This is a genomic window from Vibrio sp. Vb1127 (assembly GCF_033338735.1).
GTDB classification, from domain to species: domain Bacteria; phylum Pseudomonadota; class Gammaproteobacteria; order Enterobacterales; family Vibrionaceae; genus Vibrio; species Vibrio alginolyticus.
This window is the reverse complement of sequence record NZ_JAWOTF010000008.1, coordinates 90,429-116,252: the sequence shown is the minus strand read 5'-3', so window position 1 is coordinate 116,252 and position 25,824 is coordinate 90,429. Positions and strand designations below refer to the sequence as shown.

General features: G+C 44.0%; 29 protein-coding genes. 13 read left to right on the top strand and 16 right to left on the bottom strand.

All coding sequences use genetic code 11. The annotated features are described in order from the left end of the window. Positions 1-47: 47 nt before the first annotated feature. Positions 48-926 carry a UTP--glucose-1-phosphate uridylyltransferase GalU gene (gene galU / locus R7H07_RS13125; protein WP_005397961.1) on the top strand — a complete coding sequence of 293 codons (879 nt, stop codon included), beginning with the start codon at positions 48-50 and terminating at the stop codon, positions 924-926. Between the two features lie 97 nt (positions 927-1,023). Here galU and tpiA read toward each other — a convergent pair whose 3' ends face one another. Beyond that, positions 1,024-1,794 (bottom strand): triose-phosphate isomerase, encoded by a 771-nt coding sequence (gene tpiA, locus R7H07_RS13120; RefSeq protein ID WP_005384863.1) that lies wholly within the window; start codon positions 1,792-1,794, stop codon positions 1,024-1,026. Positions 1,795-2,063: 269 nt separating this feature from the next. Here tpiA and R7H07_RS13115 point away from each other — a divergent pair, with 269 nt between their 5' ends. From R7H07_RS13115 to R7H07_RS13105, 3 genes are all read left to right on the top strand, one after another. After that, the gene (locus R7H07_RS13115) at positions 2,064-2,411 is read left to right on the top strand and encodes a 5-carboxymethyl-2-hydroxymuconate Delta-isomerase (RefSeq protein ID WP_206959370.1); all 348 of its coding nucleotides are present in this window, start codon (positions 2,064-2,066) and stop codon (positions 2,409-2,411) included. 217 nt (positions 2,412-2,628) lie between these two features. Then, entirely contained in the window at positions 2,629-3,051 is a 423-nt protein-coding gene (locus R7H07_RS13110; protein ID WP_206959368.1) for a DUF805 domain-containing protein, read from the top strand. 1,393 nt (positions 3,052-4,444) lie between these two features. Then, positions 4,445-4,738, top strand: coding sequence for a GIY-YIG nuclease family protein (locus R7H07_RS13105; protein ID WP_409574664.1), 294 nt, complete (start codon positions 4,445-4,447; stop codon positions 4,736-4,738). Here the strand turns inward: R7H07_RS13105 and R7H07_RS13100 are convergent. The 3 genes from R7H07_RS13100 to glpX form a co-directional block, all read right to left on the bottom strand. Further along, on the bottom strand, positions 4,732-5,082 hold the full coding sequence (locus R7H07_RS13100) for a DUF3135 domain-containing protein (protein ID WP_206959366.1): 351 nt from the start codon (positions 5,080-5,082) through the stop codon (positions 4,732-4,734). The two genes, R7H07_RS13105 and R7H07_RS13100, sit on opposite strands and share 7 nt — an antisense overlap. Before the next feature lie 160 nt (positions 5,083-5,242). Then, complete coding sequence (locus R7H07_RS13095; protein ID WP_005379532.1) at positions 5,243-5,863, bottom strand: helix-turn-helix transcriptional regulator; 621 nt, start codon at positions 5,861-5,863, stop codon at positions 5,243-5,245. 540 nt (positions 5,864-6,403) lie between these two features. After that, complete coding sequence (glpX, locus tag R7H07_RS13090) at positions 6,404-7,411, bottom strand: class II fructose-bisphosphatase (RefSeq protein WP_206959365.1); 1,008 nt, start codon at positions 7,409-7,411, stop codon at positions 6,404-6,406. Between the two features lie 348 nt (positions 7,412-7,759). Between glpX and zapB the strand changes: the two genes are divergently transcribed. Then, on the top strand, positions 7,760-8,002 hold the full coding sequence (gene zapB / locus R7H07_RS13085) for a cell division protein ZapB (RefSeq protein WP_005379536.1): 243 nt from the start codon (positions 7,760-7,762) through the stop codon (positions 8,000-8,002). Positions 8,003-8,137: 135 nt separating this feature from the next. Here the strand turns inward: zapB and rraA are convergent, their stop codons facing one another. The 3 genes from rraA to R7H07_RS13070 form a co-directional block, all read right to left on the bottom strand. Next, positions 8,138-8,644: a ribonuclease E activity regulator RraA gene (rraA, locus tag R7H07_RS13080; RefSeq protein ID WP_206959356.1), complete on the bottom strand. Its 507-nt coding sequence runs from the start codon at positions 8,642-8,644 to the stop codon at positions 8,138-8,140. A 76-nt stretch (positions 8,645-8,720) separates the two neighbouring features. After that, positions 8,721-9,638 carry a 1,4-dihydroxy-2-naphthoate polyprenyltransferase gene (locus R7H07_RS13075; protein ID WP_206959348.1) on the bottom strand — a complete coding sequence of 306 codons (918 nt, stop codon included), beginning with the start codon at positions 9,636-9,638 and terminating at the stop codon, positions 8,721-8,723. A gap of 128 nt (positions 9,639-9,766) precedes the next feature. After that, positions 9,767-10,570: a hypothetical protein gene (locus R7H07_RS13070; protein ID WP_206959346.1), complete on the bottom strand. Its 804-nt coding sequence runs from the start codon at positions 10,568-10,570 to the stop codon at positions 9,767-9,769. Between the two features lie 397 nt (positions 10,571-10,967). Between R7H07_RS13070 and R7H07_RS13065 the strand changes: the two genes are divergently transcribed. Beyond that, positions 10,968-11,624 (top strand): inovirus Gp2 family protein, encoded by a 657-nt coding sequence (locus R7H07_RS13065; RefSeq protein ID WP_206959343.1) that lies wholly within the window; start codon positions 10,968-10,970, stop codon positions 11,622-11,624. Between the two features lie 374 nt (positions 11,625-11,998). Here the strand turns inward: R7H07_RS13065 and R7H07_RS13060 are convergent, their stop codons facing one another. The 4 genes from R7H07_RS13060 to radC form a co-directional block, all read right to left on the bottom strand. Further along, a complete protein-coding gene (locus R7H07_RS13060) occupies positions 11,999-13,156 on the bottom strand; it encodes a hypothetical protein (protein WP_017633430.1) in 1,158 nt (385 codons plus the stop codon). Continuing rightward, a complete protein-coding gene (locus R7H07_RS13055) occupies positions 13,153-13,944 on the bottom strand; it encodes a helix-turn-helix transcriptional regulator (RefSeq protein ID WP_242539587.1) in 792 nt (263 codons plus the stop codon). Before R7H07_RS13055 ends, R7H07_RS13060 begins: the two co-directional genes overlap by 4 nt. A 147-nt stretch (positions 13,945-14,091) precedes the next feature. Next, positions 14,092-14,523, bottom strand: a complete 432-nt coding sequence (locus R7H07_RS13050) for a DUF2787 family protein (RefSeq protein WP_206959342.1) — start codon at positions 14,521-14,523, stop codon at positions 14,092-14,094. Further along, a complete protein-coding gene (gene radC, locus R7H07_RS13045) occupies positions 14,520-14,993 on the bottom strand; it encodes a RadC family protein (RefSeq protein WP_046874059.1) in 474 nt (157 codons plus the stop codon). The genes R7H07_RS13050 and radC overlap by 4 nt, the downstream gene beginning before the upstream one ends. Positions 14,994-15,396: 403 nt before the next feature. On the opposite strand from radC, the gene R7H07_RS13040 reads away from it, so the two are divergent. Beyond that, on the top strand, positions 15,397-15,621 hold the full coding sequence (locus R7H07_RS13040) for a hypothetical protein (protein WP_206959339.1): 225 nt from the start codon (positions 15,397-15,399) through the stop codon (positions 15,619-15,621). Between the two features lie 163 nt (positions 15,622-15,784). On the opposite strand, the gene hslU is transcribed toward R7H07_RS13040, so the two are convergent. The 5 genes from hslU to priA form a co-directional block, all read right to left on the bottom strand. Then, positions 15,785-17,116 (bottom strand): HslU--HslV peptidase ATPase subunit, encoded by a 1,332-nt coding sequence (gene hslU, locus R7H07_RS13035; RefSeq protein WP_025768349.1) that lies wholly within the window; start codon positions 17,114-17,116, stop codon positions 15,785-15,787. A 23-nt stretch (positions 17,117-17,139) separates the two neighbouring features. Beyond that, positions 17,140-17,691, bottom strand: a complete 552-nt coding sequence (hslV, locus tag R7H07_RS13030; protein WP_005383176.1) for an ATP-dependent protease subunit HslV — start codon at positions 17,689-17,691, stop codon at positions 17,140-17,142. A 115-nt stretch (positions 17,692-17,806) separates the two neighbouring features. Continuing rightward, positions 17,807-18,355, bottom strand: coding sequence for a cell division protein FtsN (gene ftsN, locus R7H07_RS13025; RefSeq protein WP_017820300.1), 549 nt, complete (start codon positions 18,353-18,355; stop codon positions 17,807-17,809). Between the two features lie 225 nt (positions 18,356-18,580). After that, complete coding sequence (gene cytR / locus R7H07_RS13020) at positions 18,581-19,609, bottom strand: DNA-binding transcriptional regulator CytR (RefSeq protein WP_254901949.1); 1,029 nt, start codon at positions 19,607-19,609, stop codon at positions 18,581-18,583. Positions 19,610-19,912: 303 nt separating this feature from the next. Then, the gene (gene priA, locus R7H07_RS13015) at positions 19,913-22,117 is read right to left on the bottom strand and encodes a primosomal protein N' (protein ID WP_186584494.1); all 2,205 of its coding nucleotides are present in this window, start codon (positions 22,115-22,117) and stop codon (positions 19,913-19,915) included. 295 nt (positions 22,118-22,412) lie between these two features. Between priA and rpmE the strand changes: the two genes are divergently transcribed. The 6 genes from rpmE (at position 22,413) to rplB (ending at position 25,804) form a co-directional block, all read left to right on the top strand. Continuing rightward, positions 22,413-22,634: a 50S ribosomal protein L31 gene (rpmE, locus tag R7H07_RS13010; protein WP_005379546.1), complete on the top strand. Its 222-nt coding sequence runs from the start codon at positions 22,413-22,415 to the stop codon at positions 22,632-22,634. A 455-nt stretch (positions 22,635-23,089) separates the two neighbouring features. Next, positions 23,090-23,401, top strand: a complete 312-nt coding sequence (gene rpsJ, locus R7H07_RS13005) for a 30S ribosomal protein S10 (RefSeq protein WP_004410492.1) — start codon at positions 23,090-23,092, stop codon at positions 23,399-23,401. Positions 23,402-23,415: 14 nt separating this feature from the next. After that, on the top strand, positions 23,416-24,045 hold the full coding sequence (gene rplC, locus R7H07_RS13000) for a 50S ribosomal protein L3 (RefSeq protein WP_005379555.1): 630 nt from the start codon (positions 23,416-23,418) through the stop codon (positions 24,043-24,045). Between the two features lie 17 nt (positions 24,046-24,062). Continuing rightward, positions 24,063-24,665 carry a 50S ribosomal protein L4 gene (gene rplD / locus R7H07_RS12995; RefSeq protein ID WP_005379556.1) on the top strand — a complete coding sequence of 201 codons (603 nt, stop codon included), beginning with the start codon at positions 24,063-24,065 and terminating at the stop codon, positions 24,663-24,665. Beyond that, positions 24,662-24,964 carry a 50S ribosomal protein L23 gene (gene rplW / locus R7H07_RS12990; protein WP_004398471.1) on the top strand — a complete coding sequence of 101 codons (303 nt, stop codon included), beginning with the start codon at positions 24,662-24,664 and terminating at the stop codon, positions 24,962-24,964. The genes rplD and rplW overlap by 4 nt, the downstream gene beginning before the upstream one ends. 15 nt (positions 24,965-24,979) lie before the next feature. Beyond that, a complete protein-coding gene (rplB, locus tag R7H07_RS12985; protein WP_005383168.1) occupies positions 24,980-25,804 on the top strand; it encodes a 50S ribosomal protein L2 in 825 nt (274 codons plus the stop codon). The last annotated feature ends 20 nt before the right edge of the window (positions 25,805-25,824 follow it).

Genomic DNA, 25,824 nt, shown 5'->3' with positions numbered 1-25,824 from the left:
ATATAACAGGCTCCCTCAGAGGAGCCTTTTTTTAGTTGGTAATGGTTATGATTAAAAAATGTTTATTCCCTGCGGCGGGTTACGGTACACGTTTCCTTCCTGCAACCAAGTCGATGCCGAAAGAAATGATGCCAGTGGTGAACAAACCATTAATTGAATACGGTGTTGAAGAAGCGATTGAAGCCGGTATGGACGGTATGTGCATCGTCACTGGTCGTGGTAAGCACTCCTTAATGGATCACTTTGATAAAAACTACGAGCTAGAGCATCAAATTAGCGGTACAAGTAAAGAAGCGCTGCTTGATGATATTCGTTCTTTGATTGATTCTGCGAGTTACACTTACATCCGTCAGCGTGAAATGAAAGGCTTAGGTCACGCTATTCTTACGGGACGTGAATTGGTCGGTGATGAACCGTTTGCTGTAGTGCTTGCGGATGACCTTTGTGTGAATGAGGACAAAGGCGTTCTAGCGCAAATGGTTGAGCTGTACAAACAGTTCCGCTGTTCAATCGTTGCGGTACAAGAAGTGCCGGAATCAGAAACGCATAAATACGGTGTGATTGCTGGCGAGATGATCAAAGATGATATCTTCCGCATTGATAACATGGTTGAAAAGCCAGAGCCAGGCACTGCACCTAGCAATCTAGCGATTATTGGTCGCTACATTCTGACCCCCGATATCTTTGAGCTGATTGAAAATACAGAGCCGGGCAAAGGTGGCGAGATTCAAATCACCGATGCGTTGATGCAACAAGCTCAATCTGGTTGTGTTTTGGCATACAAATTTAAAGGTCAACGCTTTGATTGCGGTAGTGTAGAAGGCTACATTGAAGCCACAAATTACTGCTACGAGAACCTTTATAAGAAAGACTCCAGTGCGGAGCTCGCGAAAAAGCCAACCGTGAAAATTGCCGAGCCAGCGTAGGTCGGAACTTTCTATTAGGTACTCCGACGGTACAACACAAACAAAAAGGGATGCATGATGCATCCCTTTGTTATTTTTACTCTGAGTAAAAACGAGATTAAGCTTTTGCTTTAGCCGCTGCTTTAGCGATTGCTGCGAAGCTTTTCGCGTCTAGAGAGGCGCCGCCAACTAGAGCACCGTCGATGTCTGGTTGCGAGAAGTAAGCTTCAGCGTTTTCTGGCTTAACAGAACCACCGTATTGGATGATTACTTGTGCTGCAACTGCTTCGTCTTTCGCTGCGATTAGAGCGCGGATAGAAGCGTGGATACGTTGTGCATCTTCAGCTGTTGCTGCTTTACCAGTACCGATAGCCCAGATTGGTTCGTAAGCGATGATTGCGCCGTTTAGAGCTTCAACACCGTAAGTGTCGATAACTGCGTTGATTTGACGTGCACATACTGCTTCAGTTTCGCCAGCTTCGTTTTGCGCTTCAGATTCACCGATACAGAAAACAGGAGTTAGGCCGTTTTCTTTTAGGAAGTTGAATTTCTTCGCGATAAACTCGTCAGATTCGTTGTGGTATTCACGACGCTCTGAGTGACCGATGATGATGTGAGTAGCACCGAAATCTTTCAGCATTTCTGGAGACATATCGCCAGTGAACGCACCGCTGTTGTTTAGGTCAGTGTTTTGAGCACCTAGGATGATCTTGTTACCGCCTTCAGCGATTACTCGCTCTGCTAGGTCGATGTAAAGTGCTGGTGGAGCGACTGCTACGTCAACACCTTCAACGCCTTCAAGCTCAGCGTTAAGACCAGTTAGCAGCTCAGTTACCATTGCTTTGCTGCCGTTTAGTTTCCAGTTACCCATCACTACAGGACGACGCATAGGAAAATCTCCCTTATCTTTAATGTAAATAGTCAATTAATGTAAAAAATCTACGTAGGAATATAACAGAATAATGTGAACAGATCATGATTGGCGTCATGTCTTGTCCGGCTTTCTTTACTGATTCGACCAAGCATCGATTCTGTTATTTTTGTCAAAAGCAATCGATTGGTGATCACGTAGACAGAATGATAGTTCATTCCTCGGAAATTGCTGCTGAGATTGGTATTACTACGCGCTGGAATTAATAGTTGTAGAAAGGAATCAAAATGCCAAATCTCGTTTTAGAGTATTCAAACTCGGTGGAAGAACGCGTCAACATTCAGGGATTGCTGGAGGATTCACATAAAACGGCGTTAGAGAGTGGTCTTTTTGAGCTCGCGTCAGTGAAATCTAGAACGCTCAGGTGCCACAATTGGTTGATTGGGGAAGAGGGCGATAGCCTCGACTTTATCCATATCAACTTTGATTTGCTATCTGGCCGTTCCCAAGAGCAGAAGCGAGAACTGTCACGAGCCTTGATGGCGACACTTCAAGAGCAAGCCAGTCACGTGCACAGCTTGACGGTCAATATCCGAGACATGGACGTAGACAGCTTCCAGAAGGTAGTGAATTAGGTTGAACCGATTTTCTTGAGAGTAGCGGGCAGCGTTAAGCATCGTGAGATGCAAGGAAGCTGAAAGCTAATAGGCCTTATCGAGCGTTTATCGTTGCTTGAGCTTAGTCTCGCTCTGCTTGTTATAACGGCGCTGTTGGTGCTTACACTGCAGGTGTACTTTCCAAACCAGATCGACTCGGCTAATCTATAACCTTTCTATTTTGGGGTAAAATTTGATGTCGACTAAAGAGTTACTGTTTTCTTTTCAAGGACGTATAAACCGTAAAACCTACTGGATTTGGAACGTCATTTACTATGTCTCTATTCTAGGTTTTGGTACTGGAATCAGTAAGCTATTTCCTACTTTCTCCTATTTACTTCTCCCTATTTTCTTGGTGATTTTGTTAATCCCTGATTTGGCGATCACCACCAAGCGTTGGCATGATCGCAACAAATCAATCTATTGGCTAGCACTGAATATTCCGCTGATTATCGGACGAATCGCTACGCCAATGACCAGCCCTGTCGCACAAGAGCCGTCGACCCCACAGATGTTCGTTGCTTCCATTTCTCTGATTTGTGGTTTATGGATTCTAATTGAATGTGGTTTCTTAAAGGGAACATCAGGACCAAACCAATATGGCCCTGAGCCGGAGTAATTGCTTCAAGTATCGTGCGTGCTGAAAGTAGATTCTTAGTCGCGCTAAGGCTCGCTAGAATGACAAACTCTTTTGATTTAGAGACTGTTAAAGCCACTGTCATTCTGAACAGCGAGGAACGAGTGTGATTCAGAATCTATCATCCGATTGTACGGTGGTTTAGGTGAGCGGGAAAGAATAGGAGCTTGCTGTTACTAGATTCTTAGTCTCGCTGAGGCTCGCTAGAATGACGGACTCTTTTGATTTAGAGGCTCTTAAAGCCACTGTCATTCTGAACAGCGAGGAATGAGCGTGGTCCAGAATCTATCATCCGGTTGAGCAGTGGCTAAGGTGAGAGCAAAAGAATAGGAGCTTGCTGTTACCAGATCCTTAGTCTCGCCAAGGCTCGCTAGAATGACGCTCCCCTTTGGTTTAGAGGTTGTTAAAGTCATCGTCATTCTGAACAACGAGGGACGAGTGTGATTCAGAATATATCGTCCGCTTGAGCCCTGGTTAAGCTGTGTGTGAAAGAGTAGGAGTTTGCTGTTACCAGATCCTTAGTCTCGCTAAGGCTCGCTAGAATGACGGACTCTTTTGATTTAGAGGCTCTTAAAGCCACTGTCATTCTGAACAGCGAGGAATGAGCGTGGTCCAGAATCTATCATCCGGTTGAGCAGTGGCTAAGGTGAGAGCAAAAGAATAGGAGCTTGCTGTTACCAGATCCTTAGTCTCGCCAAGGCTCGCTAGAATGACGCTCCCCTTTGGTTTAGAGGTTGTTAAAGTCATCGTCATTCTGAACTGCGAGGAACGAGGTGATTCAGAATCTATCATCCGGTTGAGCAGTGGTTAAGCTGAGTGTGAAAGAGTAGGAGCTTGTTGATACCAGATCCTTAGTCTCGCTAAGGCTCGCTAGAATGACGAACTCTTTTGACATAGAGCTTATTAAAGTCACCGTCATTCTGAACAACGAGGAACGAGCGTGATTCAGAATCTATCGTCCGCTTGAGCAGTGTTTAAGCTGAGCGGGAAAGAATAGGAGCTTGCTGTTACTAAATTCTTAGTCTCGCTGAGGCTCGCTAGAATGACGAACTCTTTTTATTTAGAGGCTCTTAAAGTCATCGTCATTCTGAACAAAGAGGAACGAGTGTGATTCAGAATCTATCATCCGGTTGAACAGTGGCTAAGCTGAGCGGGAAAGAATAGGAGCTTGCTGTTACGAGATTTTTAGTCTCGCTAAGGCTCGCTAGAATGACGATCCTTTTTGGTTTGGAGGCTGTTAAAGTCATCATCATTCTGAACAGCGAGGGACGAGTGTGATTCAGAATCTACGCATAGAGCGCTCCGAGTTTGAAATAAACTGCCTGAGCTTGCGAATTACAATGGAAAAGTAACAGCGAATAATGAAGGAGAATGAATCATCGATAAGACACCTTGCGTTTATATCCTAACGTCAAATAACAACGCCGTTCTCTACATAGGTGTTACCAGTCAGCTGCCCCAAAGAATATGGCAACATGAAAATGGAGTAGTGGAAGGGTTTACCAAGAAATACAACGTTCATAAGCTCGTTTACTTTGAGTTATTCGACGATATGGCTAATGCTATAAACCGAGAAAAGCAGCTCAAGCAGTGGAAGCGTGAGTGGAAGTTAGCCTTGGTAAGAGAAACGAACCCTAACTTTCTCGATCTATCTATTGAGTATCAGTAAAAATCATCCCTATCTTTAAACGCATTTAAGCTAACCACATCCGCTTTTTGTGTCGGTGCCGCTTCCCCTTCTAGCGCTGCTTTGAACTTTACGACCTGTTTTCGCAACTCGTTCATCAATACCACATTGGTGTGATGAGGGTTTTTACACGTGCTGATGACTCTATCAATGTGGCTTTGTTGAGCCCACAATCTTTCTTTCATATCTTCTGATGCGCTTTCGATCATCTCTTTCGCCATCTCATGACGAAATTGCTCAAAAGCTTTTGGGTCTCGCTCTGCCATTCGAACCATTTCATCGAATGGAGGAAGCGTTTGGGATGGGATATGACGTAGAGTAGACATCGATGCTCTCCAAATCCTTATGGAAATTGCTTTTAGTTACTAAAAGCCTATACCACTAGAAAGAGGAGAGAGAATGAATTCTTCAGCCGTCTCACTTATAAGAGAAGCTTTCAAGCTTGAGATTGAATAAGTGCGGCATGTCGATATTTGGTTGTGGTGGTTACTGCAGTTGTTGGATGCGGTAAACGCAGCGTCTTTGGCCACTAATGATGTGTTCGGTACGCTCTACTTTGGTGTCACGTCCAAGTAAAGACTGAAAGACACTTAATTCTGATTGGCACAAGCTTGGGCAGCGAGTTGCGGCTTTACAAATCGGACAGTGATTTTCGATTAAGATAAATCCGTTCTCATCTTTCTCGAGTTCAGCCATATAGCCTTCTTGCTCTCTTAATGTGACGAGTGTTTCTAGTTTGCTTTGCAGAGAGTCGCATTGCTCAAGATGCTGACGATAACTTTGTAACGTGAGTTTTTCCCTCTCTGATGTGACTTTTTCCAGTCCATCTTTGCCAAAGATATGTTCGACAGCTTCTATAAACTGAATGGTCAACTCACCGTGACGGTCAGCAAATTGCTCATGACCTTTTTGAGTGAGAGACCAATGACGAGCAGGGCGACCAACTTTTACTTTTACGTCATGGATAGAAAGAATGCCATCATCTTCTAAACTTTGCAGGTGCTGACGAGCCCCCATGGTTGTCATACCTAGCTCAGAAGAGAGTTGTTTTGCAGTGACGGAGCCATCACGCTTAACGATTTGCAATATCCTATCTACGGTCTTCATATACCCACCATTTATACGTCAGTACATATTATGCGCGATAGGGTTAGTAAAGAAAAGTGTTGACTTAATTTGAGTGTGGATTTGTAGGGGCTATGTTCATATGAGCCAATATATGTCGTCATTCTGAACGGCGAGGAACGAGTGTGATTCAGAATCTATTGCCCGGCTGTGTAGTGGTTAAGGCGAGCAGGAAGAATAGGGGGTTGCTGTTACCAGATTCTTAGTCTCGCTGGAGCTCGCTAGAATGACGAGTTTTTTCGATTTAGAGCTTGCTATGGTAGCCGTCATTCTGAACAGCGAGGAATAAGGTGATTCAGAATCTATCTTCTGGTTGAGCAGTGGTTAAGGTGACCAGGAAAGAATAGGAGCTTGTTACTACTAGATTTTTAGTCTCGCTAGAATGACGAGTTCTTTTGATTTAGAGCTTATTAAAGTCTCCGTCATTCTGAACAGCGAGGAACGAGTGTGATTCAGAATCTATTGCCCGTTGTGCGGAAAGAAAGGCTCAAACTCAGATTGAGCGAGAGCCTCGAGAAATGCTTAAAGAATAATATCACGCACTTCTGGATCTTTACGATCTAGGTAGTGAGTCGACTTAATGCGGCGAATAGTTCGGCATCGACCGCGCACGAGCAGCGTTTCTGTGGTTGCAATATTGCCTTGACGAGAGATACCTTCCAGCAAGTCACCTTTAGTGATGCCTGTAGCTGAAAATACCACATTGTCGCTACGAGCCATGTCTTCCATTTTGAGGACAACATTCGCTTTTACGCCCATTTCATCGCAGCGTTTTAGTTCATCTGCGCCGTAAATGCGGTTTTCTTCAGTATCGCCTTTTACTTCGTGACGAGGAAGCAGGCGACCGTGCATATCACCGTCTAGCGCTCGAATTACCGCTGCTGATACTACCCCTTCTGGCGCGCCACCAATACAGTACATCATGTCCACTTCACTGTCTGGCATACAAGTCAGAATAGAGGCAGCCACGTCACCATCAGGCACCGCAAAGACACGCACGCCCATTGCTTGCATTTCTGCAATAACGTTATCGTGGCGAGGTTTCGCAAGGGTAATAACGACTAGGGTATCAAGTGGCTTGTTCAGGGCTTTTGCTACGTTCTCTAGGTTGTCTTTTAACGGCTTTTCTAAGTCAATTACGCCTTTTGCACCAGGGCCAACAACCAGTTTTTCCATGTACATATCTGGCGCTTTAAGAAAGCTGCCTTTCTCACCTGCGGCAAGTACGGCTAGTGCGTTCGATTGTCCCATTGCCGTCATACGCGTTCCTTCAATCGGGTCGACTGCAATATCTACTTCATCACCACCAATACCCACTTGCTCACCAATGTACAGCATTGGCGCATCATCGATTTCACCCTCACCAATGACAATTTCACCACTGATATCTGTTTTGTTCAGTAGCGTGCGCATAACTTCAACAGCTGCGCCATCGGCTGCGTTTTTATCGCCACGGCCAAGCCATTTGTAACCAGCCAGAGCTGCACCTTCAGTCACACGGGAAAATGCCATTGCTAAATCGCGTTTCATGATGTCTCCAAGTAAGCAAGAGGGAAGAAGAATTTGCGCGGCGATTCTATCACAAGGTCGAGTAAACGTTTGCCTTTTTGCGAGGCTTTTACTTTATCTAACTTGAATTTGATCAATACTTAGGACGATTTTCAGCGTAGCGGGACGCAAAATCCTTGCTCAAAAATGCTTCGGCGACAAGAAAAGTCAGCGTTTAGTGAGATTGCGCTGATTTTTTGACCGAATGATGCAAAATATCGAATATAGTGAGTGTTTCTCATCGCGACGCTGAGTAGAATGAACCTTATATAGGTTAGGTGTGCATCAATCTCGCACATCGTCCCAACGGAATAACATAGGTAGGCCAAGATGTCTTTTGAAGTACTAGAACAACTAGAATCTAAAATTCAAACTGCAGTTGACACAATCACTCTTCTTCAGATGGAAGTCGAAGAGCTGAAAGAAGATAAAGCTAAACTTGCGGAAGAAGCGAACGAGCTTCGCTCTCAACGTGAAGAGCTAGAGCAAAAAGCACAACAAGCACAGCAAGAGCACGCACAATGGCAAGAGCGCATTCGTGCACTACTTGGCAAAATGGACGAAGTGGAATAATTCGGCTTCTTCATTCCAAGTTAAAAACACCCGCGTTAAGCGGGTGTTTGTGTTTTAGGGAAGTAGAAAATGTTAAGACAAGGCTAGGCGCTAAGAGCCAAGAGAAGGCCCTATAACTTAGGCGCCTAAGACTCGTTATGCTTCTTCATCCAACCCTAAATCAATATTCAATGGTTCAGGCGACAGGATAATTCCGGTGCTATCAGCATAAATGTAATCTTCTGGAAGGAAGCTAACGCCGCCAAAGTTGACTGGTACATCCAATTCGCCAATACCCTGACTTGTCGCTCCAACAGGAATAGAAGCGAGGGCTTGAATGCCTAAGTTCATATCTTCAAGTTCATCTACTTCACGAACACAGCCGTAAACGACAATGCCTTCCCACTCGTTTTCTTCCGCAATGGTTGCGATTTCTGCATCGATAAGGGCTTTACGTAGGGAACCGCCACCGTCAATTAACAAAACGCGACCAAGTCCATCTTGCTCTAATGTCTCGCGGATCAACGAATTATCTTCAAAACACTTGATGGTGGTGATTTGCCCGGCAAATGAAGCGCGACCGCCAAAGTTACTGAACATTGGTTCAACCACATCTACCTGATCGAGGTAGATATCACAGAGTGCTGAGGTATTGTATTCCATAGCGTACCTTTCTAAACAGAAATTGGTTGTCTTTGAGTATATCTAGGCATTAAGTCAATGCAATGACAATCCTTTTTTAACTTACTAGAGTTTGAGCTACCACAATTGTTGCAAACAAAACGTTGGTGACTAGAGAGCATTTCACGATGACTGGCATCATTGGTGCTATTTGAGCAGGCTTTTGTGTATGCCAAACCGCTTTACCATGATCGGCCACGAAATAAATACTAAGTAAGAATGGCAAGCTAATCCAAATGGGTTTGTCTTGAATTAACAAGTAAGCCGCAAAGGCAAGGATAGCTCCGCCAAGTAAAATAAAGTGGTACTGTTTGGCTTTACGTTGACCTAAGCGTACCGCCACCGTGCGTTTACCACACTCTCGGTCGTTCTCTATATCACGCATATTGTTGATATTGAGTACTGCAACGGCGAGTAAACCGCAGCCTAAAGCAGGTAAGAATAGCGTGGTGTCTACGTGACCGGTATGCAAGAAGTAGGTACCGGATACGCCGAGTAAACCAAAAAACAAGAACACTGATATATCGCCAAGCCCCACGTAACCGTATGGTTTGCTACCCATGGTATAAGCAATGGCTGCGAGAATGGCCAAAATTCCCAGCCCGATAAAAGTGACAATGCTTTCCAGTGAACTTAGTGAATAGAAAACTAACACCAAGCCTGAGATTGCGGTCAGAACGATGTTAAAGATAATCGCGTGTTTCATCTGTTTCGCACTTACCGCGCCAGACTGCATCGCTCGTAATGGGCCGAGGCGTTTGTCGTTATCTGTACCTTGAACGGAATCGCCATAGTCGTTTGCCAGGTTGGACAGAATTTGCAGCAATGTCGCGGTTACGAAAGCCATGATGGCAATCGTCAGTGAGAAATGACCCGCCGAGTAGGCGAGCACGCTACCTGTTAAGATAGAGACCAATGCCAGAGGTAATGTTTTTGGACGAGCGGCTTCAAGCCAGATCTGTAGAGATTGTTTCATGGAAATTTCGTGCTAGTAACCAATGTGCCCAGTATAGACATAAATTTTTATGTACACTATTAACTTAAATCAAATAGGAGACGATTAAGTAAACTAATATGAGCATTAAAAGCAATACAGCGAGGTTCCTATAGCCTTAAGTATTCATTATTTATGAGTGATTCTATAACTTTATTTCTTTTCATGTTTTTTGAAATTGATATAGCTTTAAGTTTTTCATTGCTGCTTTCAGATAAGTTTATACAATATTGCTTTTTAGATTGAACTTTATCTCTAAACTTCTTTTGATCCCATGCCTTTTTTATCCTTTTAATAGTGATTTCTCTTTTGTTCTCTTCAATTGCATCAAAAAAAGCGATAATGAAATCTTTCAGGTCTTGCGTTGAGTTTTTATTATTCCAAATGTATTTAATAATCAAAGGCTCATGTTTAAGTATGTAGCTCCATGCCCACTTTATTTTTTCTTCATCATCTTTCAACCATGAAATGATCTCAGTTTTATCAAGTGATAAATACCACTTTCTTACAATACCCCTCTCTAGTTCAATATGGCTATGTTTGCTTCTATTTACCTTTCTTATATATGATGTTACCCAGTCTACTCTTTCTTTAAAACTGCTTCCATTTGGATTTAATGATAGTTTTCCGGATAGTTTTTTTTGAATGTAAAACCATGAAAAATTACAAAATCTTTCATTTTTTCGTATTTCATTTTTTATGTATAAAGTTGAATTGTATTTTTCTTCTATTTTCCCGACAATCCTTTTGCAATCTTCAAATGAATATGATTTAAGAGCTGCATTTATTATACTTTCATTTTCTTTAATACTTAATGATTCTTCCCATACTGCTCTAATACCATGTGTTGATAGCTGGTTAGCATAGAACTTTCCCATCTTTTTATCTTTAATTATTACATCGTAATCTTCCATAATTAAACCCTCTTAAATAGTAATTTTTAGCAGCTAGTATCTTACATTTACTACAATGTAGTTTCAATCTGGCTCAGCCTTTATCTTTCATAACTACAATGTAGTTTTTTCAGTGATGTAAGTTAAAAGTTGATTGTCACTAATCATTCATGGTTGTAGCTAACTTCAGAGTAGCTCTTTCGCATGTGTTGTACAGGGGGCTTAGAATTAACGCTTACTAGATATGTTGGTATGGTTAATATACATAATTAAATATATAGTTAACCGTACATACTCACTTAACTAAGTACTTATATCCTACACACTCTACCTCAGTAGAGTTGGTATGCTCTCCTTAAATACCATGTATTAAATAACACAGTAATTCATATCTTTGGATGAATACCAAAGAGAATGAATGATGACTTATACTTACAAAGGTTTAGAGGTTCTTTATCCGGTCGAACAACTCAATACACACTATCTAGATCGTATTATATTAACCATGTCTAAAGTATTAAAAGACTATAAGAGAGTTCATGCGTTAAGACTGGATCTGAGACTTCCTGTTTCTGACAGTGAAAAAGACATACTTTTCAGAGATGAGATTTTGAACAATACATTTAATCAAAAAAATATCATTAAACGATTCTTTGAATCCTTGAAGGCAAAAATAAAAGCGCAAGAAAAAAGAATGAAAGCGAGTGGGAAAAGGGTATATCCATGTCACCTACGGTATGTTTGGTGTAGGGAAAGGAATAAATCTACAAATGACCACTATCACCTTGTCCTGTTTTTTAATAAAGATAGATATTGGAGTAGCGGTTATAGAGATAATGAAGAAAGTTTAGCAAGACTTATTATGGATGCATGGAATAGTGCACTAGGAGAGTATGTTGATAATGCAGATAGGTTGGTTCAACTTTTTTATAAAGGTACGCACTACTTAGACCAAAATAAATACGACTTCGAGAATAAATACCAGACCCTCTTTACAAGACTCAGTTACTTTGCCAAAAATAGAACGAAGCATTATGGTGAAGGAAAACGTTGCTTTGGAACGAGTCAGGGATGAAAGTTAATATTAATCTGCTCATCTGTTTAGTATTTCGAAACGTGATTGCTCTATAGATTGATTATAAGTGTAGAGATAACTGGAGAAGCATATGGTCTCTTAGGTTCAACTTGCCATTCGGGGTATGCTAAATAAGCACGCAGCATTCGGTGGTACGGTCATGCACTGTTGGTAAATTGGCCTCGATAACATCAGTAGTGTTAATGATATCCGTTCTCAGGACCCTACGTCTGTGTCAGTGTAAATGCCGTCTCACGTACTTAGTTATTCATGTATTATTTCTGAATACGCTTCGTTGTGCTCCATAATGACATTGGGAGTCTGACAAAAAATAGGAAGCTAGGCCTCCTATTTTTTCGATCTGCTGAAGATTACTATTTGGTTAGAGTTACACATGCCTTCCATGGAAAGTTAGCAGGTGCAGGCTTTACTGTATTAACCGTAACGCAGTCTTCAAATGACTGACCTTCAAAGTCTACATCCGTTAGACGATACCAAATACTAACGCCAGTATCAGTGTATTCAATTGATGCGATTTCACCGTGCTGGAATTCACCAATAACTTCGAATGTCATAGGACGACCTTGGTAGTCGATAGCCCATGCACCAGCTGGACGTAGTCCTCCGATTTCATCAGAGCCGATATTAACACCGCCAGTGTAAGCAAACACAGGTAAATCTTTGTTAGGTAACACGCCGTCACCATCAACATCGATAAAGTAATCTACGTGTGGAATATCAAAGTCTAGACCGTTGTCTGCGTAGTACTTCTGAGTGTTCTCGTAAGCTGCTGTTTTGTACAGTGCTAGGCTGTACTTGGTCAGAGCTTGTTTCATTTCTTCAAACTGAACGGAGTTAGGCTCTAACAATACCTGACCAATTTTCTCGATTTGTTGCTCTAACGTGAGTCCGTTTTCGGTTGCCATAGTTAAAGTACTTGCAGAGATCACGAGTAGCACAGTGCTGGTATCGCCAGCGTTAGAAAGGTTGACGTTATAGAAATTAATGCCATCTGCCCATTGCTCAGGATCATAACTGTAAAGGCTTAGCAGCTCAGTGGTCGCCTCATGCACCGCCTCCTCAAAGGTCTGTCCGGCTTGTACCTTTGCCATGATACTTGCTTTCATGGCCGCTGTAGCAACATTGAAGTTCACTTGTGTCGTTGCGTTCATATCGACAAAAGCGCTCATGCGCATCTGCTCATCACTTTTTCCTGTCAGCTCATTAAAGTAATTCCCCTGTGCAACGAGCTCGACATAAGGCGTATTGAATCGCTCATTCATGTTGTAATTACCTTCATAGTCCTCTATTTGAGTGGTGTAAGAGATGTCGGTCTTTTCTAAGTCTTGGTTAAGTTCATAGGCGGTGACGACTGAACCAGGTTGTAGAGGACCTTTCTGTACTGCACCACCAAATTGATATGATTGCCCTGAGTCGTTATTGTCACGCCCGCCAGAAGAGCCGCCACATCCGATTAAGGCGAAAGGAATAGTAAAGAGAGCGATGGTAAGTAGGGGTTTAGATAGGTTCATTCTATTTCTCCATAATAAGTTTTAGAGGGTACTATTTTGTTTAATTCAAGATGAGAGTCAGCGATATCAAACAGCTCTTTAACTTCAGACGAGAGCAGAGTCGCATCTGTTTGAAGCTCAAAGCGAAAGCTCGACATGGTGGCCTCCTGGATGTTGCTAAGAAGTAAGGTGTTCAACTTGGTATGCGTGTGTGTACGCCAAACGAGATAAGGGCTGCCGTGATGGAGTACGAGACTTATTGGTTGAACGTTAGTTAGGCGTAGAGTGCCGTCTCTTTTGTTTATCTTTAATGAGATAAGACGTTGTTGAAGTGTCGCTAGACATACAATCTGAAAAATTTGGATATCGACTTGAGCGTGTTTACTCAATGGGGTTGGGGCTGTGATAGGAACTTTGGATGACCAATGATTTTGAATGTTATTGATGTCTTCAGGAGTTATGTTCGAAAGGAGGTCATCTAAGAGTGGAGCAAGGCTGCTAGGCAGATGATGCTTGGTTGACTCGATGAGCCAATAGATCAATACCGCTTCGTGAGCCGTCGTGCTCATCTTCAGAGTTTCGGTTTTTTGGTAACCAAAGGGTTTGTCTCTATCATCCACCATTACATTGGGAAACATGGCACAGATAGCGGACAGATTACGTTGGATAGTACGCAAGGAGCGCTCTAAACCAAGCGGGGACAGTTGAGCTTGAATTTGCCTGGCGGTGACTTTCTTATTGTAAGGAATAAGGTTGTAAATCGCCAAGATAAGCTCAAGGTGATACTGAGTTTGGTTAGGTTGCGTCATGGTCAGTTCAACAAGGTTCGTTCTGTTGGGTATGACAATATCAAAAAGGCGCGACAAAGCTCGTCGTATCAATGCCTTAAGCAAAAATGATACGACGAAATTTGTCACATCTACGTCATGAAGTGTCGTGATTAAGGGGGCAGAGGCTTACTTTCCAACGATGGATAAATCGATTTCGTCAAAATCCATGCTTGAAAGATGCCGAGCGAACGTTTTCATCCATACCTGAAGAAGGTCGATTACTTCTGGATGTTCAAGGTTTACCGCCCCTGTATCGGGCTGATAACACCATCCCTTGGCAAGATGAAAGTACAGTTCAGGCTGAACGTTGAGCGCGCTCTCAAATGGGTAAGAAAAGCTGATAAAGAAGACAATCTGCCAGGGCCCTGAATTTGCAGTGCGTTGGAACTGCACTTCAACAGGGTGAATGCCTCGGCCATGGCGGTAGTAGCTTAATTGGCGGCAAGTCAAGAGCAACTGTTTGGCATTGTCAGGTAAAGAGTACCCCTTCAATAGCTTCTCCAACTGCTGACGCAATTGTGGCGCTAAAGAAACACCACCATAAATCGTGTTGATCATATCCACCCCTTTTCTGCAAACGAGACACTACTTTCTCCCACAACGATATGGTCAAGCACCCTTACATCCACTAACGCTAAAGCGTCGATAAGCTTGCGTGTGATACGCCTATCCGCTTGAGATGGGGAAGGGTCACCAGAAGGGTGGTTATGCGCCAGAATGACTGCCGCTGCATTCACTTCCAAGACGCTTTTGACGACCTCGCGCGGATAAACGCTGGCGGAGTCAATGGTGCCTTTAAAGAGTGATTTAAACTCGATGACACGGTGCTGGTTATCAAGTAGTAGCAGAGCGAAAACCTCGTGCTCCGCGCTGGCTAGTTTGAATCGAACATACTCTTTGGTTGCTTCAGGGTTACAAAGGGCATTACCTCGAACGTAGCGGTTAGCTAGGATTTCAGCAGCATGCTCTAGGATTTCATTTTCTTGGTGTTTCTTTTGTTTTTGGTAGTGAAGGTTATCGGTCGGCATAGGTCCTCCAAGAGTGAAACGATAGGAACTTCACTAAGAGGACATATATCTGAAAATAATTGATTCCAAGGGAAGTTAGAAAGAATTCTAAATGTTTAACAACTAAGTAAGTTTTCAGAGAACATTCAATTTTGAGCTTAGACTATTTAGTTCTGGCTATGTTGAAATTGCTGTTACCTACTTTGACTTAGGAGACTGTTCAATAATGGAGAGATAAAAGTTGTGAAGTGAACGATAGAATTAAGTTCACCTAATAAGAGTACGGATGTTGGAAATTTATAAATATATATCATTTGATGCATACGGTGCTCTTGTTAGATAACGAGACGTTGCAAAGTTTGTTTTTCCATAAAAAGGGTTGCCAACGGCAACCCTTTTTCTACTTATTAATAATGGAGTTTTTATGTCTTTGTATCAAACGCTTGGTAGGGCTATTACTGGAACAGCTAGTGTTGCAGGTGTGATCGCTTCTGCGCCAGTATTTGGTCCGAAAGGAACTATTACATCTAGTGGTGTTGTTGTGTCTGTTTTGGTTGGAACATCAGCAGCATTGCTTGACCAAACAGTGCAATCCACATTTTTGCAAGACCTTACTGTCAAACCTAACGAGCATTGTGACGAACTATAAGCTACAAAATCTTAGGTAGATAAAGAAAGCCATTACACAGTGTCATCCCTATTAAAAGTGGCGTGACGGTAATGGCTTAAATGAACTTACATTAACCAAATGAAAGTTTCCAAGTGTGCACATTTACACAATGTAATTCACTAGGCTAATTGAATCTTACTATTTATAGGATAAAGCGGCTTAGATCTTCATCTTCAATCGTGTCGCCTAAGCGTGCTTTCACATAAGCGGAATCAATAACGAATTTAGCGCCAGATTGCTCCGCTGCGTCGTAAGAGATTTCATCCATTAAGCGTTCCATAACGGTGTGTAAGCGACGAGCACCGATGTTTTCTGTGCTTTCGTTGACCGTCCATGCCGCTTCCGCGATTTGCGTGATGCCGTCTTCTGTGAATTCGATGTCCACATCTTCCGTTTTCATCAACGCAACGTACTGCTCTGTTAGAGAGGCTTTTGGTTCTGTCAGAATGCGTTTGAAGTCGTTGCTGCTTAGTGCTTCTAGCTCAACGCGAATTGGTAGACGACCTTGCAATTCTGGGATCAAGTCAGATGGTTTTGCCACTTGGAATGCACCAGATGCAACAAACAGAATGTGGTCTGTTTTTACCATGCCGTGCTTGGTTGATACCGTGCTGCCTTCAATCAATGGAAGTAGGTCGCGCTGAACACCTTCGCGTGAAACGTCTGGGCCTGAGCTCTCGCCGCGTTTACAGATCTTGTCGATCTCATCGATAAATACGATGCCGTTGTTTTCAACGTTGAAAATCGCTGCTTCTTTTAGCTCTTCTTGGTTTACCAGTTTCGCCGCTTCTTCTTCCGCTAACGCTTTCATTGCGTCTTTGATTTTCAGCTTACGTTTTTTCTTAGTGTCGCCTGCCAGGTTTTGGAACATGCCTTGCAGCTGGTTAGTCATCTCTTCCATACCAGGAGGCGCCATGATCTCTACGCCCATCTGCGGTGCGGCTACGTCGATTTCAATTTCTTTATCGTCTAGTTGGCCTTCACGCAGTTTCTTACGGAAGATCTGGCGAGTGTGAGAAGACTCTTCCGTTTGCTCTGCTTGACCCCAGCTATCACGTGCTGGTGGCAGTAGCGCATCAAGAATGCGTTCTTCCGCTTGCTCTTCTGCTCGGAATTTCACTTTCTCCATCGCTTGTTGATGCGTCATTTTCACAGCGACATCTGTTAGGTCACGGATGATGGTTTCAACTTCTTTACCAACGTAACCCACTTCGGTGAATTTTGTCGCTTCAACTTTGATGAAAGGGGCATTTGCCAGTTTTGCGAGGCGTCGTGCGATTTCAGTCTTACCAACACCAGTAGGGCCAATCATCAAGATGTTTTTTGGCGTCACTTCGGCACGCAAGCTTTCTTCAAGCTGCATGCGGCGCCAGCGGTTACGAAGTGCAATCGCAACCGAACGCTTGGCTTTTTCTTGACCGATAATGTGGCGGTTCAATTCATGAACGATTTCGCGAGGCGTCATTTCAGACATATTCTTTCCTTACTTCGTTACGATTACGCGGTTGGTTTTTCAGGCTCTACTGTTGAGTCTAGCTCTTCTACCGTGTGGTGATGGTTAGTGAAGACACAAATATCACCCGCGATATTGAGAGCTTTTTCCGCGATCTCACGAGCATCTAGATCTGTGTTTTCTAGTAGGGCGGTTGCGGCAGCTTGTGCGTAAGCACCACCAGAGCCAATCGCAATCAGGTCGTGTTCTGGCTGTACGACATCACCATTACCGGTAATGATTAACGATGCGGTTTCGTCGGCAACGGCAAGTAAGGCTTCGAGCTTGCGCAGAGCACGATCGCTACGCCAGTCTTTGGCTAGCTCAACTGCCGCTTTGGTTAGGTGACCTTGGTGCATTTGCAGTTTGCTTTCGAAGCGCTCAAAAAGGGTGAAGGCATCCGCAGTACCGCCGGCAAAGCCCGCTAGTACTTGGTTGTTGTATAGGCGGCGAACTTTGCGCGCATTACCTTTCATTACGGTATTGCCTAGAGATACTTGGCCATCACCCGCGATGACGACTTTATTATTTCGACGTACAGATACAATGGTAGTCACAGTCGACCTCTTGATTATTTCTCTTTGGATTTAATTCAGTATATGGGGGAGGAGAAATGGGGATTCAAGGGGGCAAAAAGAAAGGCCCTAGGATCTTAGCTCCTAGGGCCTGAGTTTAAAGATTTTCTTTCCAAATCGCGCACGGCTCGATTTTCGCGCGTTGCAGTTTATGACGGTCACGTTCTGCATCACGTTTGAACTTATACGGACCTAGCACCACACGATACCATGAACTGCCTTCTTTCTTACGAATCTTGCTCGACATCCCTTGGAACGCGATTGCAAGCTTGCGCTCTTCCGCTTGTGCCTGAGTTTTGTACGCGCCACACTGCATGATGTAAGGAATTTTAGAAACTTCAATTTCTTTAGCCACAACTTCAACTTCACGTTTCGGTAGTGACTCAACATATTCCCATTTTTCTTCTGGTGGTGGCGGCAAGTCTTTTTTCGGCTTTGGTTTGCTGACAGTGGTTGTTGGCTGCTTCACGACTGGTTGTTTAGGTTCTGGGTCGCTACTCAAAAGGTAAAGACCATAGCCAAAACCGCCCACGAGCAAGATAGCGAGCAGGCCACTGCGCCAAGGTTTTTTTCTTCTCGGCGGCTGTTTTTTTGTCGACTTTTTTGGGGCGCCTCGCCCCCGTCTTACATAATCTCTATTTGCCACGGTTATTTCTGGTCATCAAGGATTCTTGCAAATATGTTAATCCAGAACGAGTTGAGAAAACACCCTATTGATAGAATCTTGATAGCTAAAGCGCGACAACGCCCGAGTGTAGGAGTGTGTTTCCGTTCTCACTTACATTTATTCAGGGATACACAAAAAGCAGGAGGGGTAAATAAAAAAGCGGCGCCTTAGCACCGCTTTGGGGATGAATACCTAATCTTTAGGTTAAGGGCGCTGTGGTGGCGCTGCACTTCCACGAATGACGAGATTAGTTTCAAGCAGACGCGAGCCTGAATGCACGTCGTGGCCTTTTAACATCTCGAGCATCATTAGCATCGCTTGTCGACCAATCTCATAGCGAGGTTGAGATATGGTGGTCAACGGTGGATCGCAGTACTGAGCGAAGTTAATGTCATCAAAGCCCACAACAGAGAGATCTTGCGGTACTCGTAAGCCAAGCTTTTTCGCTTCTTGAATTGCGCCGATGGCCATTGTGTCACAGTGACAGAAAATAGCCGTTGGTGGTTCTGGCAATTCGAGCAGTTTACGAACGGCTTTTGCTCCGCCATCAAAAGAGAACTCAGTAATGACACTATATTGTGGATCTTTATTGATGCCGGCACGGCGCAGGGCTTGTTGGTAGCCTTGCTGGCGGAACTGACACAATATTGCTGTATCTGGTCCAGAGATTTGAGCAATGCGTTTATGACCTAATTGGGTCAGGTAATTCACCGCTTCAAATGCTGAGGTCAGGTTATCAATATGTACTGTCGGAAGCTCGAGCTCTGGCGCAAATTCACACGCCATTACCATCGGAGGTAAGTTCTTTTGCTCTGGCTTACTGACATCGAATGGTAGATCTGTACCAAGCAGTAGCATTCCATCTGCCTGCTTAGTAAATACGAGGTTTACGAAAGAGCTTTCGCGTTTCTTCTGTTGTCCGCTATCGCCCAGCAGGACTAGATAGCCATGTTCCATGGCTGCATCTTCAATACCGCGAATAATTTCAGAAAAATAAGGATCACAGATGTCGGGAACGATAGTAACAATGGTTTTTGATTCGTTTCTACGTAAGTTACGCGCTAATGAGTTTGGAGAATAACCCGCTTCAAGTACGGCATCTTCTACTCTCTTTCTTGTAGAAGAAGATACTTTCTCTGGATTCATTAAGGCTCGAGATACCGTAGCCGTAGACACTCCCGCAAGCTGGGCAACATCCTTCATTGTCGCCATAGTTTTTAACCTCTCATTTATTTTTTGCCAAGATGACGTTATTCCGGTTTGAAATCAGAGTAATCAAACCGAGTTAGAGCTGTATTTGCTCTTCGCTCAGTTCGTGTTAACGAGTGGGAAAATGGATTCTTCACCGCGATATCAATTTGTGGGAATAGTCATTGTTTTAATCTAAGCTTGTGCAAACAAGTCACTTTAGACTTTTCTAATTTGGATAGTCTATTCATTTCTAAAGTGAAAGTTACGGTCTGTTTAACAAAAATTGTAATCTTGGTGTGATTCTGGTCACATTAAATGGTAATTCATTACATAGTTAAACGTTTGCTAGCTGAGATCTTGTGGTTCTATGTCTAAATTCCAGCGTACTTTCTTAGCATTTGGCAACAACTCAATAGCAGGTTTGGCACTGGTTAATAACTTTTGCATCAATGAACGATGCTGAGTTTGCAGTAATAGTTGCCAACGGTATTTACCAGCCCGCTTGGCCAAAGGTGAAGGAGTAGGGCCTAACACCATGCAGGAATCATCGAACAGAGGGTGTGACTCTAACGTAAAGCGAACCTGACGCAGGAAGTCTTCAACTACCTCACTTTGGTTCGCCTCTGCTTTAAACAGAGTCAAGAAACTATAAGGCGGAAGCTGAGCCAATTTGCGTTCTTCCAGAGCAGTCATAGCAAAGTGGCGATAGTCTTTTTGAAGCAGGGCCTGCAGCAAGCTGTGCTCAGGATGGTGGGTTTGTAGGATAACCTCGCCAGGTTTACTTGCGCGGCCGGCACGACCTGCGACTTGAATAAACAACTGCGCTAGTCGCTCGGAAGCGCGGAAGTCACTACTATAGAGAGAGCCATCAACATCCAAAAGAGCAACGAGCGTTACATTTGGAAAATGGTGCCCCTTAGCCAGCATTTGGGTGCCAATCAGAATTTGATGTTCACCTTTACGAATCGATTCAAGGGCATCTTCCAAACTACCTTTGCGACGTGTGCTGTCTCTGTCGATGCGAATGGCGTTGTATTCTGGAAATAACTGAGCCAATTGTTGTTCGAGTTGTTCCGTTCCTACGCCGACGGTAACCAATTGGGTTGAACCACACCCCTGACATTGATGAATCACCGGTTGTTGTGAGCCGCAGTGATGGCAGCGTATTTCGTTGCTGTAATGGTGGAACGTATAGTACGCATCACAACGTTTACATTCTGCAATCCAACCGCATTCATGGCACATCAAAGCGGGCGAAAAGCCTCGGCGGTTAAGAAACAACATTACTTGATTGCCCGCTTTTAAATGCTTGCGCATCTCGGCAATCAGTTGGGCAGATAAGCCACTTTCTAAATACTGACCTTTTACATCTAACACTTTATTAGTGGTTGGCACGGCAGAGCCAGCTCGTTGGGTTAGTGTTAAATGGTGATATTTGCCTGACAAGGCATTGTGCAATGTCTCCAGTGCAGGTGTGGCTGAGCCCAGAACAATCGGAACTTGTTCTTTATGAGCGCGCATTACAGCAACATCGCGTGCATGATAACGCAAGCTATCTTGCTGTTTGTAAGAGGTGTCATGTTCCTCGTCCACAATGATAATCCCGAGATCAGCAAAAGGCGCGAGTAGGGCAGAGCGTGTGCCGATAATGATTCCGGCCGCTTTGTCGCGTGCAGAAAGCCACGCATTCAGACGCTCCGTCTCGTTTAACCCGGAGTGGATGACGTCAACTGGCACATTAAAACGGCGTTTAAAGCGGTTGATGGTTTGTGGTGTTAAGCCAATCTCTGGTACTAAAACCAAGGCTTGTTTACCTTTCTCTAAGACCGGCTTGATAAGGTTTAAGTAAACTTCTGTTTTACCAGAGCCAGTTACTCCCTCTAATAAATAGCAAGCAAAGCCTGTTTGGCTATTTACACTTGCAATAGCGAGTGCTTGTTCGTGGTTGAGCTTTGGCTTCTCGACGTCGCATTCAACGTGCTGTCCCCACTGGGTGATTACAGGCTTCTTCTCGATACGTTCAATCCAGCCTTTCTCTTCTAAAGACTTTAGTACTGTTGAGGCTATCTCTTGGTCGACAAATTCCTGGTGAGGCAAAGCGCCGTTAACCAACATTTGCAAGACCTTCTGTTGTTTGACCGCTCGACGATCAAGCCCTTGCATCAGCTTGTCTTTACCGGATTCGGTAATTTGCCACTCTTGTAGCGTCGCAAAATCTGCAGGCTTTCCTTTACGTAGAGCTGCTGGCATCGCATTGTGTAGCGTATCTCCAAGTGGGTATTGGTAGAACTGGCTGCACCAAGTCAGCAACGAATAAAGCTTTTCAGACCATATCGGCTGAGAATCAAGAACTGCTTTGATTGGCTTGAGTTGATCTTTGGGAAAGTCCGAGTGATTAACCATTGCGGTGACGATGCCGACTAAGGTTTGGCGTCCAAAAGGCACGGAAACGCGTCCACCAATGATCGGAAACAGGTGCCCCGGAATGGCGTAATCAAATTGTTTGTCGAGCGGAACGGGTAATGCCACTCTAGCAATGGTTGGACGCATAAATTCTTAGCTATTAAAAAGAGGGAAAGGAAATGAGAGTCTATTAAAATCGGTATGGAAATTCGAGTAAAGCTATGTGATTCAGCGTGAATCGTGCCTCTATGATTAGTCTGGCTAAAAAAGTGGCGAAAAAGTTGCCAAATGTGTTGATCCGAGCAATGTGATTCTTTACTATATCGCGCCTTGAGATATGGCTTCGGCAATTAGTTGATGCGGTATCCCATTTTATTATTAATTGCGTGTGGTGTGCGGCTTAGATTCGTATAGCGACACGGCCTACTATTGAGGTTATCCCATGAAAGCTGGTATCCACCCAGAATACAAAGCAGTAAAAGCGACTTGTTCTTGCGGCAACTCTTTTGAGTTCAACTCTACTCTAGGTAAAGAGTCTATCCACCTAGACGTATGTGACAAGTGTCACCCATTCTACACTGGTAAGCAACGTATCGTTGATACAGGCGGCCGTGTTGATCGCTTCAACAAGCGTTTCGGTGCACTATCAAGCGGTAAGAAATAATAGCAGCCGCTATTACGATTACAGTTTAGAAAAGGACGCTTCGGCGTCCTTTTTGTTTAATGGCTACCAAGCGAAGAGGGATGTATAGGGTTTGGAATATTCCCGATTATTTTTCACTCAGCGCTTGCAACCTAAAGTGTGATCTGTATAATGCAGCGCACTGGTTAAGCCAGTTGTGAACCAATGAGCAGTGAGGAGCGAGCAAATCTAAGGATTTGTGAGGTAATGTATACTCAGCTTATGTTCGCGGTTAATACAATTAGCTATCTTTTCTTCGGAAAAACTATCCTCAAAGGTGACTTTGGCATATAGGGATAGTTAATCGAAAATTAACTGACAATGCGTCCTAATCTTGGATGCTACGGTTTCACATAAATCAATCGGCATTCTCTCGTCTCGACGAGTTTGAGTGGCGATATTGTTTGTGTAATTTATTAAATTTGGAGCTCTGTCTCATGCAGAACCAACGTATCCGTATCCGCCTAAAAGCTTTCGATTACAAACTAATCGATGCTTCTACAGCGGAAATCGTTGAAACAGCTAAGCGCACTGGCGCACAGGTTCGTGGTCCAATCCCACTGCCAACTCGTAAAGAGCGTTTCACAGTTCTTATCTCTCCACACGTTAACAAGAAAGCACGTGACCAGTACGAAATCCGTACTCACAAGCGTCTAATCGACATCGTTGAGCCAACAGACAAGACTGTTGATGCTCTAATGCGTCTAGACCTTGCTGCGGGCGTTGACGTTCAAATTAGCCTAGGTTAAGGGAGATTAGAAGTATGATTGGTCTAATCGGTCGTAAAGTGGGCATGACCCGCGTATTTACTGAAGAAGGCGTTTCTATCCCAGTAACAGTTGTTGAGGTTGAAGCTAACCGTGTTTCTCAAGTGAAAACTCTTGAAACTGACGGCTACGCAGCAATCCAGGTTACAGCTGGTTCTAAGAAAGCTAACCGCGTAAACAAAGCTGAAGCAGGTCACTTTGCTAAAGCTGGCGTTGAAGCTGGTCGCGGTCTTTGGGAATTCCGTTTAGAAAACGGCGAAGAGTTCGAAGTTGGTTCAGAACTAACTGTTGAACTATTCAACGAAACTAAGAAAGTAGACGTTACTGGTACATCTAAGGGTAAAGGTTTCCAAGGCGCTGTTAAGCGTTGGAACTTCCGTACTCAAGATATGACTCACGGTAACTCATTGTCTCACCGTGCTCCTGGTTCTATCGGTCAATGTCAGACTCCAGGTCGCGTATTTAAAGGCAAGAAAATGGCAGGTCACATGGGTGCTGAGCGTGTAACGACTCAAAACCTAGAGATCGTACGTGTTGACGCTGAGCGCAACCTGCTTCTTATTAAAGGTGCAGTCCCAGGCGCAACTGGCGGCAACGTGATCGTTAAACCAGCTGTTAAAGCATAACGTCTCAGGAGTAAGTAATGGAACTAATGGTTAAAGGTGCCGATGCACTAACTGTTTCCGAAACTACTTTCGGACGTGAGTTTAACGAAGCTCTTGTACACCAAGTAGTTGTTGCGTACGCAGCAGGTGCTCGTCAAGGTACTCGTGCTCAAAAAACACGTTCAGAAGTTTCTGGCGGTGGCGCTAAGCCATGGCGTCAAAAAGGTACTGGCCGTGCGCGTGCTGGTACAATCCGTAGCCCAATCTGGCGTACAGGTGGTGTTACTTTTGCTGCGAAACCACAAGATCACAGCCAAAAAGTAAACAAAAAAATGTACCGTGGTGCTATGAAGAGCATTCTTTCTGAGCTTGTTCGTCAAGAGCGTCTAATCGTTGTTGATAACTTCTCAGTTGAAGCACCAAAGACTAAAGAGCTAGTTGCTAAGCTTAAAGAGCTTGAGCTAACTGACGCTCTAATCGTGACTAGCGAAGTAGATGAGAATCTATTCCTAGCTGCTCGTAACCTATACAAAGTTGACGCACGTGATGTTGCTGGTATCGATCCAGTATCTCTAATCGCGTTTGACAAAGTTGTAATGACTGCAGAAGCAGTTAAGCAAGTAGAGGAAATGCTAGCATGATCACTGAAGAGCGTATCCTAAAAGTTCTACGTGCACCGCACATCTCTGAAAAAGCAACTATGGCAGCTGAGAAAGCGAACACTATCGTTTTCAAAGTAGCTAAAGATGCGACTAAAAAAGAGATCAAAGCAGCTGTAGAAAAGCTATTTGAAGTTGAAGTTAAGTCTGTAAATACTCTTATCACTAAGGGTAAGACCAAACGTCAAGGTCTACGCCAAGGTCGCCGCAGCGACGTTAAGAAAGCGTACGTTACTTTGAAAGAAGGTCAAGATCTTGACTTCGTTGGCGGCGCGGAATAACAGGAGTAGTTAAAAATGGCTATTGTTAAATGTAAGCCGACTTCCCCTGGTCGTCGTCACGTTGTTAAAGTTGTTAACGCTGACCTACACAAGGGCAAGCCATACGCACCTCTTCTAGAGAAAAACTCTAAGAACGGTGGTCGTAACAACAAGGGTCGTATCACAGTACGTCACATCGGCGGTGGTCACAAGCACCACTACCGTGTAGTTGACTTCAAACGTACTAAAGATGGTATTCCAGCGACAGTTGAGCGTCTTGAATACGATCCAAACCGTAGCGCAAACATTGCTCTAGTTCTTTACAAAGACGGTGAGCGTCGCTACATCCTAGCACCTAAAGGTGTTGTAGCTGGTGATGTTATTCAGTCTGGTGTTGATGCACCAATCAAAGCTGGTAACACTCTACCAATGCGTAATATCCCAGTAGGTTCAACAGTACATAACGTTGAACTTAAGCCTGGTAAAGGTGGTCAGCTAGCTCGTTCGGCTGGTGCTTACGCTCAAATCGTTGCTCGCGACGGTGCGTACGTAACTATCCGTCTACGTTCTGGCGAGATGCGCAAAGTTCTTTCTGAAGGCCGTGCAACAATCGGTGAAGTTGGTAACTCTGAGCACATGCTACGTGAACTTGGTAAAGCAGGTGCATCACGTCATCGCGGTATCCGTCCAACGGTTCGTGGTGTTGTAATGAACCCGATTGACCACCCACATGGTGGTGGTGAAGGTCGTACTTCTGGTGGTCGTCACCCAGTATCTCCTTGGGGTATGCCTACTAAAGGCTTCAAGACTCGTAAGAACAAACGCACTGACAAGTACATCGTACGTCGTCGTAACAAGTAATCTATATAAAGAGGAATCGC